Genomic DNA, 14,046 nt, shown 5'->3' with positions numbered 1-14,046 from the left:
TCATCCATGCAGCGACAAGCGCCACACGCGATAGGGTTGATCGGGATGCAGGGTCAGTTCGCGGATCTGCCCCTGCCATGGCTCGCTGCGCTCGGCCAGCAGGTCCTCGGCGATCAGCCGGCCCGTGTCGGCCTCGCCGAACAGCCAGAAGGGCGCCTCGATGCGCGCCGCCTGCTGCTGGAAAGGATCCAGGCTGATGGCCGCGAGGATGAAATTGCCGCGGCCAGGCGTGGACTTGCAGAACGCCAGCACGCGGTCGTTGCCGCTATGCACCAAGGTCAGGCCCCGATGGCTCTGCAGCGCCGGGTTGGTCCGCCGGATCTGGTTCAGGCGGGTGATCTCCGCGCGGATGTTGCCCGGCGCAAACCAGTCGCGCTGGCGCAATTCGTACTTTTCGGAGTCCAGGTATTCCTCCTTGCCCGGCAAGGCCGCCGACTCGCACAGCTCGAAGCCGCTGTACATGCCCCACAGGCCGGATCCCAGCGCCGCCAGCGCGGCGCGTATCAGAAAGCCCGGGCGGCCCGAGGACTGCAGGAAGTAGGGATTGATGTCCGGCGTGTTGACGAAGAAGTGCGGGCGGAAGAAATCGGCGGCGGGCGGCGTGGAGACTTCCTCCAGGTAGGATTCCAGTTCCGCCTTGTCATTGCGCCAGGTGAAGTAGGTGTAGGACTGGGTAAAGCCGATCTTCGCCAGCCGGTACATCATCTTGGGCCGTGTGAAGGCTTCGGACAGGAAAATCACGTCGGGATGCTGGGCATGGACCTCGGCGATCAGCCACTGCCAGAATGGCAGCGGCTTGGTATGCGGGTTGTCGACCCGGAAGGTGCGCACGCCATGCTGCACCCAGAACAGCACCACGTCGCGCAGCGCGCGCCACAGGGTCAGCTTGCGCGCGCGGCGCGCGGCGGCGCCGTAGAAGGCGACATTGACGATGTCCTGGTACTTCTTCGGCGGATTTTCCGCATAGCGCAGCGAACCATCCGGACGCCAGGAGAACCAGTCCGTGTGCCGCGCCAGCCACGGGTGGTCCGGCGAGCACTGGATTGCGAAGTCCAGCGCCACTTCCATGCCGTGGGCGCGGGCGGCATCCACCAGCCGAAGGAACCCGTCCAGTCCGCCCAGCATCGGTTCAACCGCGTCGTGCCCGCCTTCGGCCGAACCGATGGCATAGGGACTGCCCACGTCGCCGGGCTCGGCGCGCAGGCTGTTGTTGCGCCCCTTGCGGTTGCGTTGCCCGATGGGGTGTATGGGCGGGAGATACAGCACGTCGAATCCCATCTCGCGCACATCTGGCAGCCGTGCGATCACATCGTCGAAGGTGCCGTGCTGGCCGGGCTGCATGGATTGCGAGCGCGGAAACAGCTCATACCAGCTGGCGTGGCAGGCCTGGCTGCGATCCACCCAGACCGGATAGGGCGCGGGGCTGACGTATTCGAAAGGGCGGTCGTCCAGTTCGCGCATGGTGCCGGCCAGGTCTTCGTCCAGCAGTGCATCGATCTGTTGCGGTGTGGGCGCAGCCAGCTCGCCTTCGGTGGCCTTGGCGAACCTTTGCAGGGTCTCGCGCAACCTCATGGCGCCGGGGTGCGACGCGTTGCGGGCGCGCGCCAGCGCTGCGCGCAGCATCAGCAGGCCTTCCTCCACTTCCAGGCGCAGGTCCACGCCGGCCTGGTGTTTCACCTCCAGGTCATGGCGGAAAGTCTGCCAGGCGTCGAGCCAGGCGTGCACCACGAACTCGTGCGGCCCGATGCGGCGCGGACGGAACGAGGCTTCCCAGCGGTCGTTCAAGCCGCGCGTGAAGGGCGCGGCGCGCCACGAACTTTCATCCGCCGCCCGCCAGCGCAGTTCTGCGGCCAGCAGTTCATGGCCGTCCATGTAGATGTCGGCGCTGACGGGAATCCGCTCATGCGGGATGCTCTTGATGGGGAAGGCGCCACTATCCACGGTCGGACTGACCTGCTCGACCACGATGCGCTGGCTGATGGCGCCATCCATGCGGCGCGCCACGTGGCGCGAGGCTTCGCGCACCGGATGCGTGGGTTCGAGCAGATACATGGCGCAACCCGCGGGCGCAATGGCATTGCCTTGCAGCGCCAGGCCGTCCGGCACGCCTTCGGACAGGAAATCGGCCGGCGGCAGCAGCGGCGCCAACGCGTCCCAATCCACGCTTGCCTCCTCCGTATCCGAAGGATTGAGCGCCAGTACGGCCGTGCCGGCCGCGCAGTCGCGCAGCAGCAGGGTGCAGTGGCCGTCGCGCCCGCCGGCCAGACGCAGCGGGCCGCGCAATCCGGCTTGTCCAAACCAGCGATTGGCCTCGGCTACGTCGGGCAACCGGGCATCGTCCTCGTCGTCGAACATGAGGACATCCGCGGATAGCGCCGCGGCCCAGGCGCCGCGCTTGTCCGGGGCCACGCGCGGCGGCGAAGCGATGACGGGTGCGATGGCGCGCAGCCTGCCGTCTTCCTCCGCCAGCCAGCCGGACTTGTAGTCCCACCAGGGCAAGGACGAGCACAGGCCGTCCAGACCCGCGCCGCGCAGGGCCGCCAGCGACTCCGGCGGCAGTCCCTGCGCCCAGGCAAAAAATTGCGCGGTGCGATCCGGGCCGCCCACTGCCGCTGCCAATGCCGCCCAATCCTGGGCCGGCAGGCATTGCGGCGCGTGAAAGACGTAGCCTGCGGCGCCGCGTTCGGTCCAGCGCTTCAGCCGCGCGCTCCAGGCCTGCACAAAGCCGGGCGGTGGCGGCCCCGGGCGCACGTGCAGCGCCTCGCGCACGTCGATGCTCATGCGCGGATCGCGCGCGGGGTTTTCGGCGGGCGGTTGGTACCAGCCGGGGCCCGCCGTGTCGGCTACGGCGCCAATGGCGCAGCGGTCCATGACGATATCGAGGTACAGGGCCAGGCCATGTTCGGCAAGCTGCCCGGCTGCGTGCGCGATCCAGTCGGCCATGGCCACGCGCTTGCCCGCCAAAAGCGCGCTGTCGGCATCCAGCGGGGCGGGCGAAGCGCCTTCCGGCCCCGACAGCCAGGGCGCCGGCATCAGCAAGGCATTGAATCCGCGTTGCCGCAGGCGTGAATAAAGGGCCGGCCCCAGCTCGCCGCCACGGGCGCGGACGTCCCCGGTTGCGCCGCCACGGGCGTGGTAGAGGCGCAGGGGAGCGTGGGGATGGATAGGCGGGGCTGTGGGCACCTGCTGTTCCTCCTATGGGCGAGCCTAGACCGCGGGCGCGGGCAACGGCCCGCCAGAACGCTGGCCAGCGCGCAGGGCGGCCACCTCGGCCACGGTTGGCACGCGGGGCCTCCTGCCGGTATCGGCCAGCGCGCGATAGAGCTCGGCGTAGGGCGCCACGGCGGCGCGCCAGCTGAAATCCGCGCTCATGGCGTTGCGCTGCATGGTGCGCCAGAGCATGGCGTCCTCGCGCAAGCTCAGGGCGCGGGCGATGGCCGCGGCCATGGCCGCAGGGTCGTCGCCGTCGAACAGCAAGCCGTTGGAACCGGCCATTGCCGAGAGCGGCGCGCGCGGCCCGGGATCGTCGATCGTGTCGGCCATGCCGCCCACGCGCGAGCCTATCGGGATGGAGCCGTAGCGCATCGCGTACAGAGGCGTCAGGCCGAACGGCTCGAAGCGGCTGCCGTGCAGCAGCATGTCGGAGCCCGCGTGCAGCCGGTGCGCCACTGCCTCGTCATAGCCGATGCGGGTGGCGCAGCGCCCGGGAAAGCGCGCGCACAGCAGTTTCAGGGCCTCTTCCAGGCGACGGTCGCCCTGGCCAAGAATCGCGACCTGCAGGCGCGGGTGGCGTTCCAGCGCCTGCGGCAAGGCCTGCGCGGCGACGTCCGCCATCTTCTGTTCCGTCAGCCGGCTGCCCATCGCCAGGAGCACGGCTTCGGCGTCCTCATGCAACTCGAACTCGCGCTGCAGGGCCGCCTTGCAGCGAGCCTTGCGGCCCAGGCCGCGCGCCGAAAACCGCAATGAGCCCAGATGCGGATCGCGCACCGGATTCCACACCATGTTGTCGATGCCGTTGGGGATGGCCACCAGATCGGCGGCGCGCCGCCGCAGCAGCCCCTCCAGCCCGCAGCCGAAGGCGGGCGTCAGGATTTCCCGGGCGTAGGTATGGCTGACGGTGGTGACGCGGTCGGCGTAGCGGATGCCGGTCTTGAGAAAATTCAAGCGGCCCCAGGCGCCGGCGGCTTCGTCGTTGCGGTAGCGTTCAGGGATGCCCAGGGCGGCGGCGCATTCCATCGGGAACTGTCCCTGAAACGCCAGGTTGTGGATGGTCATGATGCTTTTGACGTCGCCCGGGCCGTATTCCCGCAGCAACAGCGGCACGAGTCCGGCGTGCCAGTCGTGCGCATGCAGCAGTTGCGGCCGCGCGATGCCGGGCAGGCCGCCCGCCACGCGCACCGCCGCATGGGCCAGCGCCGCGTAGCGCAGCGCATTGTCGGCGTGCTCGCGGTTGTCTTCGTCCAGATAGATGCCAGGCCGGTCATAAAGCGCGTCGTTTTCCAGTAGCAGGAAGTCCAACCCCGACTGCGGGCAATGCCCCGCGAGGAGCTGCGCTTCGCCGCCCGGCAGGTTGTGCAGCGGCGCCACTACCCGCAAGCGCTCCAGCCGCTGGCGCACGCCGCGGTAGGCCGGAAGCAGCACCGTCACGGGCACGCCGGCTTCGCACAGCCCGCGCGCCATGCCCGTTATGGCGTCCCCCAGGCCGCCCGTCTTCGCCAGGGGAAACGCTTCACCCGCCACTACCAGGGTTCGAATCTTTGTCATGCCAACTCCCTTTTAGGCGGATCGTCGAGCGCGTCCGCCGCAGGGATTTCATCCGCAAGCGCCGTGCCCGCGCCGGCACCGTCGCAGGCGTTAGAACGCCGGGAACGGCAATTGCTGATTCAGGCGTTCTGTCGGAATGCAGGCAAACGCGGGAGCATCGAATGAAGACTGTGGCGGACTTTGTGCTGGAACGGCTGTCGCAATGGGGGGTCAGGAGGATCTACGGCTACCCAGGGGACGGCATCAATGGCCTGATCGGCGCATTCGGCCGCACCCAGGAGCCGTTGGAGTTCGTCCAGGCCCGCCACGAAGAGGCCGCCGCGTTCATGGCCTGCGCCCACGCCAAGTTCACCGGCCAGGCCGGGGTCTGCCTGGCGACCTCCGGTCCAGGCGCCATTCACTTATTGAACGGCCTGTACGACGCCAAGCTGGACCATCAGCCTGTCGTGGCCCTGGTCGGCCAGCAAGCCCGCAGCGCCCTGGGCGGCGACTACCAGCAGGAGGTCGACCTGATCAGCCTGTTCAAGGACGTGGCGCACGATTACGTGCAGATGGCCGCGACCGCCGAACAGGCGCGCCACATGATCGACCGCGCCATGCGCATCGCCCTGGAGCGGCGCAGCGTGACCTGCGTCATTTTTCCAAACGATGTGCAGGATTTGCCGGCGGTGGAAAAGCCCGCCCGCGAACATGGCACCGTGCCGACGGGCATAGGCTTGACCTCGCATGCCGGCGTACCCGGCGAGGCTGCGTTGCGCAATGCCGCCGACATCCTCAACCGCGGCGAACGGGTCGCCATGCTGGTCGGGGCGGGCGCGCTGCAGGCTGGCGCGGAAGTGCGCCAGACCGCTGAACTGCTGGGCGCTGGCGTGGCCAAGGCGCTGCTGGGCAAGGCGGCGGTGCCCGACAGCCTGCCGTACGTCACGGGCTGCATCGGATTGCTGGGCACGCAGCCCAGCTGGGACATGATGAACGAGTGCGACACCTTGCTGATGGTGGGCACGTCGTTCCCGTATTCGGAATTCCTGCCGCCGCCGGGACAGGCGAGGGCGGTGCAGATCGATCTGGACGGCCGCAAGCTCAGCCTGCGCTATCCCGTGGAACTTGGCCTGGTCGGCGACAGCCGGCTGACCCTGCAGGCGCTGATTCCCTTATTGCAGCCCAAGACCGCGCGCCGCTGGCGCGAACGCATCGAGGCCAAGGTCGCGCGCTGGCACGAAACCGTGGAGGCCCGCGCAATGGTGCAGGCCAAGCCGCTGAATCCGCAACGACCCTTCCTGGAACTGTCGAAACGGCTGCCGCCGCGCAGCATTCTGACCTGCGACTCGGGCTCGGCGGCGAACTGGTACGCGCGCGACATCGCGCTGCGCGAAGGGATGATGGGCTCGGTATCGGGCGGCCTGGCCACCATGGGCTGCGGCGTGCCTTATGCGCTTGCCGCCAAGCTGGCGCATCCGGATCGGCCCGTCATTGCGCTGGTCGGAGATGGCGCCATGCAGATGCTGGGCATGAACGAGCTGATCACCATCGCCCACCGCTGGAAGGACTGGGCCAACCCGACCTTGATCGTCATGGTCCTGAACAACGGCGACCTGAATCTGGTCACCTGGGAGCAGCGCGTCATGGGCGGCGACCCCAGGTTCGCGGATTCGCAATGGCTGCCCCAGCTTTCCTATGCGGAGTACGGCCGCCTGTTAGGCCTGGAGGGCATACGGGTGGACAGCCCGGATGCCGTGGGAGACGCCTGGGATCAAGCCCTGGCGGCAACCCGTCCGGTCGTGCTGGAAATGGTGACCGACCCCGAGATGCCGCCCTTGCCGCCGCACATCCCGGCCAGGCAGGTGGCCGCGTACTTCCAGGCGCTACGCAAGGAAGAGGGCGGCGCGGCGGGCGCGGCCTTGCGCGCGACCATCAAGCAATGGTGGGCCGGTTGAGGCCGCGGCCGCATCGATCGCATTCCGTCGTTCAGGAGCATGCCATGACCAAGTCCAAACCTTCCGGGCCCGCCCGGCCCGCGGACCCCAAGCAACCGGGTCCGGAGCAGCATCCCGCCGAACAGTCCAACCCCGACCCTGGCGGGCATGAGACCGACCGGCACGGCCGTTGGCCGCCCGACAGCCTGCCCAACCCCATGCCGGGACTGGATCCCCAGCAGACGCCGGGAATCGACAGGCTTTGACGGACCGCGGCCTTCCGCGGCACAGTTTTTTTCACGAGGAGCACGTATGAACAAGCACCATGGATTGCGGGACATGTTTCAACCGGCCGACAACGCCACGCGCACGATGCGCGAGCTGATCTCCGGCACCGAGGCGCTCTTGCGCAGCACGGCTAGCTACGGCGGATCCGAGATCGAATCGGCGCGCGACAGCCTCAAGCACCAACTGGAGGCTGCCCGCGAACACGCCAAGGGCTGGGAACGGGCGGCCTGGGACCGCGCCAGGCATGCCTCCCATGCCGCCGACGAGTACGTCCACGAAAACGCCTGGAAGAGCCTGGCGGGCGCGGCGCTGATCGGCGTACTGGCGGGGGTGTGCCTCATGTCCGACCATAAGCGCCGCTGAGCGCCTAATCCTTTTTGCCCATTGATGGGGCGGGGCGTTTCCAGGACCATGCTCGGATTGCGCCGCAACACCGGAATCCACGATGAACCTCGACCCAGCCGCGCCACGCCGCAGATCGCTATGGGGGAAAGCCTTCGCGGTCGTAACCCTGATCGCGGCCGTGGCCGTCGTGCTGGCGTTCGCCGCCCTGCGCATCGCCGAGCAGCGCATCGCCAACATGCTGGGGCCGCGCGGCGAGGTGGGACAGGTGGATATCGGCTACCGGCAGGTGATCCTGAAGGACGTGACGATATCGGGCGGCACGGGGCAGGCCGGCGCCCGCGCGCGGCACGTGATCCTGGAGCCGGAGTGGTCTGCCTTTCTGCGGCACGAGACCGTCTTCAAGACCGTCATCATCGAAGGCTTCGACTTCACCGTGGTGCGCAGGGCGAATGGCGACATGGACATCGCGCCCGCCCTGCAGTCTTCCTTGCGGGCCGGCGCAGGCAATGACGGCCAATCCCGGCGCAATACTCCGATCCGCATCGCGCAACTGATCCTGCGCGACGGCCGGCTGGATTTCGAGGACGCGGCGGTCTCCCGGCCCGCGCATCGGATCCCGTTTTCTGGCGTCCAGGCGAGCCTGCGTCCGCTGACCCTCCCCGGCGACGGCGCGCGCAGCGAGATGGAATTCTCCGGCAATGTCGAAGGCAACCGCAACGGCGCGGCCACGGTACGGGCGCAAGGTTGGCTGGTGCTGGGCAGCACGGATGCCGACATCAAGGTGGCGGTGCGCAACATGGACATCCAGCATGCCGCGCCGTACCTTGCGGACAACGGCGCCACGTCCTTGGCTGCGGGCGCCATGGACCTGGACATGCGTACCGCCATCGCCAAGCGGCAACTGCAGGCCACGGGTACCGTGGCCCTGCGCGGCTTGCGCTTTGGCGGCAACGGCGACCTGTTTTCCTTGCCGCGCAAGGCGGTGCTAGCGGCGCTGAAGGACCAGAGCGGCACGCTGCGCTTCGACTTTGCCCTGGCGGGCGACCTGGACAATCCCAAGTTTTCCGTCACGCGCGGCTTTGCCGCCCAGGTGGCTCAGGGCTTCAGCCATGCGATCGGGGTGGGCGCCGAGGGCGCGGCCGAAGGCGTCACCGGCGCGGTGAAGGAATTGGGCAATGCCTTGTCGGACCTGCTCACGCCTAAACCTTGAACGACTGGCCCGTGTTGTTGCCGCGGCCGCCGTCCGCGGCGGGCTGAGCGTGGCCCCCCGCGTGCGCGCGCCGGCGCCTGAGCTTCACCTCCATCACGCCAAAGGCTGCCAGCGCCAGGAACAAAGGCGCGAACGCATATAGCGCGCGGTAGGCCAATACCGCGCCCAGCACCTCGGGGGCCGGGATTCCTGGCGCGAGCGTGGCCACGAAGATGGCTTCTGTCGTGCCCAGCCCGCCCGGCACGCGGATGATCAAGGCCGCGAAGCTGGCGCACAGCAGGATGCCGAGCACCGCGGGATAACTGGCCTTGCCCTGCAGCAGCAGGTGGATGATGGCGCCCATGATCACCCACGACAATGCCGCAACCGCGCTCTGCGCCGCCGCCATGCCGGCGCGGGGCAACACGGCGTGTTGTCCCATCAAGGTCCAGGACCGCCGCGTGGCCCGCGCACATACTGCCACGTAGCCGGCCGCCAGCAACAACAGCGCCGCACCCAGCACGCGTAGCAGATTCGAACCGATGGCCCACCCCTGCGGCACGGGCACGGCGCCCGCGACGAACAGCGCGCCAGCAACCCACGCGTAACCTACCCAGTTGGAGACCGCGGAAAACAGGGCCACCCGGGTCGCCACCGACTTGCGGCAGCCCAGCCGGGCGTACAGCCTGAGGCGCGCGCCCAGGCCTCCGAGCAGGACGCCCAGGCTCAGGTTCAGGGCGTAGCTCATCATGGCCACCCCCAGGGCCTTGGCCCAGGGCAGGGTATGGCGGGTGTAGCGCTTGCCCAGCAGGTCCAGGGCGCCATACGCCAGGTAGCCCGCCACGACCAGCGCAGCGGCGATGGCTATCGTCCCCGGCGGTATCCTGCGCATGGCGACCCAGACCTGGGCCCAGTCGATCGAACGGCCAAAGTAGTACAGCAGCGCCGCCACCAACGCCAATACGATCACAGGCAAGGCACGCTTGACTCGCGGCCAGCGGTGGCGCCAGGCGCGCGTCAGCGTGGAGCGGAACACTCTCATGCCGACTCCTCTTGCGCCGCCATGGGCAGCGACTTCAGGCGGGGCTTGTGCGCGGGCAGGCTGCCGGCCCAGGCGGGAAAGCGCCGCAGGAAATGGAATACCACCACGCCGATCCACAGCCGCCGCAAGCGCCGCCTGGATCCCTCGGGCAGCTCGATGCGCCGGCAATCCTGTTCGATGAGCCGGTCCAGGCTGCGGCGCAGCGCGGCGTTCAAACCGGCGTCGCGCGCCACCACGTTGGCCTCCAGGTTCAGCGCCAGGCTGAGCGGGTCCAGGTTGCTGGATCCGATGGTGCTCCAGTCGCGGTCCACGCAGGCCACCTTGCCGTGCAGCGGACGCTTGCAGTACTCATAGATCTCGACGCCTGCATCGATCAGATAGTCATACAGCATGGACGCCGCCAGCCGCGCGACCAGCACGTCGGGTTCGCCTTGCAGCAGCAACCGTACGCGCACGCCGCGGCGAGCGGCGTTGGCCAGATCGTGCAGCAACTGATAACCAGGGAAAAAGTAGGCGTTGGCGATCAGCACGTCTTCGCGCGCGGCGCGCACGCCGGCACGGTAATAACGTTCGATGTCCGTCTGGTGCTCGATGTTGTCGCGCACCACCAGACGGCCGCCGCCGTCGCCCTCCGGCATGGGATCCAGACGCGCCGGCCGCCGCCGCTTGCGGGTCCACGCATCCACCGCGAGCGCCTCGCGCGCGTAGTCCGCGATGTCCGCGGCCAGCGGTCCCTCCACCAGCACCGCATAGTCCTGCTTGGCTTGGGGCCCGTAGTCCGGCAGGTGATCAGCGGAAAAATTGATGCCGCCGACAAAGGCCATCTGGCGATCCACCGCCACGATCTTGCGGTGCATGCGCCTGAACACATTGGTGCGCACGCCGAGAAAGCGCGGGCGGGGATCGAATACGTGGACGCGGATGCCGCTTTCGGTCATGGCGCCGACGAAGGCGCCGTCCAGCTCGTCCGAGCCATAGCCGTCCACCGTCAGGTCCACGCTGACGCCGCGGCGGGCCGCGGCGATCAGGGCGCGCTGGAATTCCTGCCCCACGGCGTCGTCGAACAGGATGAAGGTTTCCACCAGCACTTCGCCGCGCGCCGCGGCGATCGCATCGAGCACGGCCGGAAAGTAGCCCGTGCCATTCTCCAGCAGCGTGTAGCGGTTGTTCTCGCGCCAGCGCAGGTTCATAGCGAGATCTCCGCGCAGATCGGCACATGGTCGGACAGGCGCGACCAGACCCGCGAGGCCAGCGGCACTGGTTGCCAATCCCGGACGTTGCGCACGTAGATGCGGTCCAGCCGCAACAGGGGCCAGCGCGCCGGAAACGTGCGGGCGGGGCGGCCCAGGCGCGACGTGAAGACCTCGCGTGTGCCGCAATCCCGCATCAGCGCGTCGGCGCGCAGGCGCCAGTCGTTGAAGTCGCCCGCGATCAGCAGCGGTTCGCCAGCGGGCACGCCTTGCGCCACCAGCTCGCACAGGCGACGCAGCTGCTTGCCCCGGTGGCCTTCCAGCAGGCCCAGGTGCACGCATATGGCATGGACGGGCATGTCCAGCGAGGGCACCCGCAGCACGCAGTGCAATAGTCCGCGGCCTTCGTGTCCATGCACCGTCACGTCATGGTTCTCGTGCTGTTCAATGGGATACCTCGACAGCAGCGCATTGCCATGATGTCCCGCCGGGTAGACCGCGTTGCGGCCGTAGGCAAAATCCGTCCACAGCGAGTCAGCCAGGAATTCGTACTGGGACAAGGCGGGCCAGCCCTGGTGCCGTTCCGCGTGCCCCTGGTGTTCTCCCAGCACTTCCTGCAGGAAAACGATGTCGGGGCTCGCCATCCTCAGCGCCTCGCGCAGTTCGTGCAGCATGAAGCGGCGGTTGAAGCTGGTGAAGCCCTTGTGCGTGTTCACGGTCAACACGGTCAGCGTGGTGGCATCGATGTAGCGGGAGGAGGGCATGGATGCTCCGGATGGGTCGATCCGCACAGCGGAGCAATCCGCGTTCCCAAAACGTAAAGAGGCGTAACCGCCGGGGTGCCGCCAGGCTTGTTGCGTCACAAACCGAATGAGCAAATGCGAAATGCGCAGTTCTCATCCGTGCAGGCCAGGCCTACGATCCGAAGCTTCTTCCTGGTGGACGACCCATGACCGAACTGCTGCGCATCCAGAACCTGACCGTGGACCTGCCGCCCGGCGCCGACCGGCCGCATGCGCTGCAGGACTTGTCGCTGAACATCAGCGCGGGCGAAATCGTCTGTGTGGTGGGTGAAAGCGGCTCCGGCAAATCGCTGACGGCCGGCGCGGTCCTGGGGCTGCTGCCCCAGGACGTGCGCGCCAGCGCCGGCCAGGTGCTGTGGGAAGGGCAGGATCTGCTGCGGCTGGGGCCCGAGGCCTTGCGCCGGCTGCGCGGCCAGCGCATCGGCATGATCTTCCAGGAACCGATGACGGCGCTCAATCCGCTGCGCACCATCGGCGACCAGATCGCGGAAGTGTTCCGCACCCATACCCGCCTGGGACGCGCCGAGATCCGGCGCCGCACGCTGGACCTGCTGGAGTCCGTGCGGCTGCCGGACCCGCAACGGGCGCTGGGCGCCTATCCGCATGAATTGTCAGGCGGCCAGCGCCAACGCGCCATGATCGCCATGGCGCTGGCCCTGGAACCCGCCTTGCTGATCGCCGATGAACCGACCACCGCGCTGGACGTCACCACGCAGGCGCAGATCCTGCATCTGATCCACGACTTGCAGCGCCGCAAGGGCACGGCCGTGCTGTTCATTACGCACGACTTCGGCGTGGTCGCCGAGATTGCCGACCGCGTCGCGGTGATGCAGCGCGGCGTGCTGGTGGAAAGCGGCGCGGCGCGGCAGGTGCTGGAGCATCCGCGGCATCCCTACACGCGCGCCTTGATCGCAGCGGTGCCGCCGCTGGCGCCGGCCGCGGTCCGGCCGGAACTGCGGGGCGATGCGCCCATCATCCTGAGCGCGCAAGCCGTCTCCAAGACCTACCGCAAGCGCGGCTGGTTCGGCCGCCCGGGGCGCGAAACGCGGGCGCTGGACGACGTGACGCTGGCACTGAAGGAGGGCGGTACGCTGGGCATCGTGGGCGAAAGCGGGTCGGGCAAATCCACGCTGGCGCGCGCCTTGCTGGGCCTGGCGCCGCCGGACGCAGGCCGCATCACGCTGGCCGGCGCGCCCCTGGCGCTCCATGGCGGCGCAGCACGGCGCGAGCATGCGCGGCGGGTGCAGATGGTGTTCCAGGATCCCTATGGTTCATTGAATCCGCGCCAGCGCGTCGGCGAAATCGTGGCGCGCGGCCCGATCGTGCACGGCACGCCCAGGCGGGAAGCGCTGGCGCGCGCACAGGAACTGTTTGAACTGGTGGGCTTGTCGCCGGACGCCGTGCGGCGCTATCCGCATGAGTTCTCGGGCGGGCAGCGTCAGCGCATCGGACTGGCGCGCGCGCTGGCCATGCGGCCGCGCGTGCTGATTGCGGACGAGCCCGTATCGGCGCTGGACGTGTCGGTGCAGGCGCAGGTGCTGGCGCTGCTGGCGCGGCTGCGCGAGCAATTGGGCCTGTCCGTCCTCTTCATCACGCACGATCTGCGCGTAGCCGCGCAAATCTGCGACGATATCGCGGTGATGCAGAATGGACGGGTGGTGGAAGCGGGGGCCTGCGCCCAGGTCTTCGGCCAGCCCGCGCATCCCTACACGCAGGCGCTGCTTGCCGCCGTGCCGGGTCGGCGCTGGGATCCAGCCTCGGCGGCATTGCGTCAGGCGGCCTGAGCCGCGCAACGCTATACCGTGCGGGCGGCCCAGAAGGCGGTGCGCACGGCGGGCGAGGCCGCGATGCTGGCGGTCACGCGGTCCAGGTCCAGCTCGTCGACCGAGGCTTCGCTCAATGCCGCCTCGATTTCGACTTCGTTCTCGCCGAACTGGTCTATCTTCAGTTCGGACAGGGGCAGCTGTTCGGTTTCGAGCACGTCCTCCAGCACTGTCATGGCCGCCTGCCGCTGCTCCACGTTCGCAATTACATGTATCACGGTCGTGACTTCCGTGGTCTGCGAGTCGACCGGCTGGCGGTTGACGTAGCTGACGACCGGGCGCAGCAAGGTGTTCGCCGCCAGCACGAAGGCTGTGGCGGCGACCGCTTCCAGGATCAACGATGCCCCCGCGCAGGCGCCGATGGCGGCGGAGCCCCACAGCGTGGCGGCGGTGTTCAGGCCGCGGATGCTGCCGCCTTCGCGCATGATGGCGCCGGCGCCCAGGAACCCCACGCCCGAGACCACGTAGGAAATGACGCGCGAGCCGCCATCGGCGCCGCCCACGCGAAACGCCAGGTCCACGAAGATGGCGGCGCCCACCGCCACCAGCACGTTGGTGCGCAGGCCGGCCGTGCGCTGGCGGAACTGGCGCTCAAAGCCCACCACGGAGCCCAGCACGAACGCGGTCAACAAGCTGACCAGGGTATTGGCCAGCGTGATGAATTGGATGTTTTCGAAGTTCTTCATCTT

Annotated in this window: 11 protein-coding genes; 5 read left to right on the top strand and 6 right to left on the bottom strand. The window is 68.5% G+C overall.

What is annotated here, in order from left to right:
• Entirely contained in the window at nt 1-3,033 is a 3,033-nt protein-coding gene (locus IB259_RS05225) for an alpha-1,4-glucan--maltose-1-phosphate maltosyltransferase (protein WP_225596819.1), read from the bottom strand.
• Nucleotides 3,034-3,207: 174 nt separating this feature from the next.
• The gene (glgA, locus tag IB259_RS05220; protein ID WP_192327927.1) at nt 3,208-4,764 is read right to left on the bottom strand and encodes a glycogen synthase GlgA; all 1,557 of its coding nucleotides are present in this window, start codon (nt 4,762-4,764) and stop codon (nt 3,208-3,210) included.
• Nucleotides 4,765-4,925: 161 nt separating this feature from the next.
• Between glgA and IB259_RS05215 the strand changes: the two genes are divergently transcribed.
• The 4 genes from IB259_RS05215 to IB259_RS05200 all read left to right on the top strand — a co-directional run bounded on the left by IB259_RS05215 (nt 4,926) and on the right by IB259_RS05200 (nt 8,520).
• Nucleotides 4,926-6,698 (top strand): thiamine pyrophosphate-requiring protein, encoded by a 1,773-nt coding sequence (locus IB259_RS05215; RefSeq protein WP_175160545.1) that lies wholly within the window; start codon nt 4,926-4,928, stop codon nt 6,696-6,698.
• 44 nt (nt 6,699-6,742) lie between these two features.
• On the top strand, nt 6,743-6,943 hold the full coding sequence (locus IB259_RS05210; RefSeq protein WP_054454284.1) for a hypothetical protein: 201 nt from the start codon (nt 6,743-6,745) through the stop codon (nt 6,941-6,943).
• A gap of 46 nt (nt 6,944-6,989) precedes the next feature.
• Nucleotides 6,990-7,328, top strand: a complete 339-nt coding sequence (locus IB259_RS05205) for a YqjD family protein (RefSeq protein ID WP_054454286.1) — start codon at nt 6,990-6,992, stop codon at nt 7,326-7,328.
• 82 nt (nt 7,329-7,410) lie between these two features.
• On the top strand, nt 7,411-8,520 hold the full coding sequence (locus IB259_RS05200) for a DUF748 domain-containing protein (RefSeq protein WP_125472080.1): 1,110 nt from the start codon (nt 7,411-7,413) through the stop codon (nt 8,518-8,520).
• On the opposite strand, the gene IB259_RS05195 is transcribed toward IB259_RS05200, so the two are convergent.
• From IB259_RS05195 to IB259_RS05185, 3 genes are read right to left on the bottom strand one after another with little or no spacing between them, the layout of a single operon-like run.
• Nucleotides 8,510-9,541 (bottom strand): lysylphosphatidylglycerol synthase domain-containing protein, encoded by a 1,032-nt coding sequence (locus IB259_RS05195; RefSeq protein ID WP_054454290.1) that lies wholly within the window; start codon nt 9,539-9,541, stop codon nt 8,510-8,512. The genes IB259_RS05200 and IB259_RS05195 overlap by 11 nt on opposite strands.
• Complete coding sequence (clsB, locus tag IB259_RS05190; protein ID WP_054454292.1) at nt 9,538-10,731, bottom strand: cardiolipin synthase ClsB; 1,194 nt, start codon at nt 10,729-10,731, stop codon at nt 9,538-9,540. Before clsB ends, IB259_RS05195 begins: the two co-directional genes overlap by 4 nt.
• The gene (locus IB259_RS05185) at nt 10,728-11,495 is read right to left on the bottom strand and encodes an endonuclease/exonuclease/phosphatase family protein (RefSeq protein WP_054454294.1); all 768 of its coding nucleotides are present in this window, start codon (nt 11,493-11,495) and stop codon (nt 10,728-10,730) included. The genes clsB and IB259_RS05185 overlap by 4 nt, the downstream gene beginning before the upstream one ends.
• A 185-nt stretch (nt 11,496-11,680) precedes the next feature.
• On the opposite strand from IB259_RS05185, the gene IB259_RS05180 reads away from it, so the two are divergent.
• On the top strand, nt 11,681-13,318 hold the full coding sequence (locus IB259_RS05180; RefSeq protein WP_192327925.1) for an ABC transporter ATP-binding protein: 1,638 nt from the start codon (nt 11,681-11,683) through the stop codon (nt 13,316-13,318).
• 11 nt (nt 13,319-13,329) lie between these two features.
• Here the strand turns inward: IB259_RS05180 and IB259_RS05175 are convergent, their stop codons facing one another.
• Nucleotides 13,330-14,043 (bottom strand): MgtC/SapB family protein, encoded by a 714-nt coding sequence (locus IB259_RS05175; RefSeq protein WP_119449206.1) that lies wholly within the window; start codon nt 14,041-14,043, stop codon nt 13,330-13,332.
• Nucleotides 14,044-14,046: the final 3 nt, after the last annotated feature.

This window comes from Achromobacter sp. ACM04, assembly GCF_014851465.1.
Lineage (GTDB): Bacteria > Pseudomonadota > Gammaproteobacteria > Burkholderiales > Burkholderiaceae_B > Achromobacter > Achromobacter aegrifaciens.
Note: the sequence above shows the minus strand (reverse complement) of the source record. Positions and strands in the feature narration are given on the sequence as shown.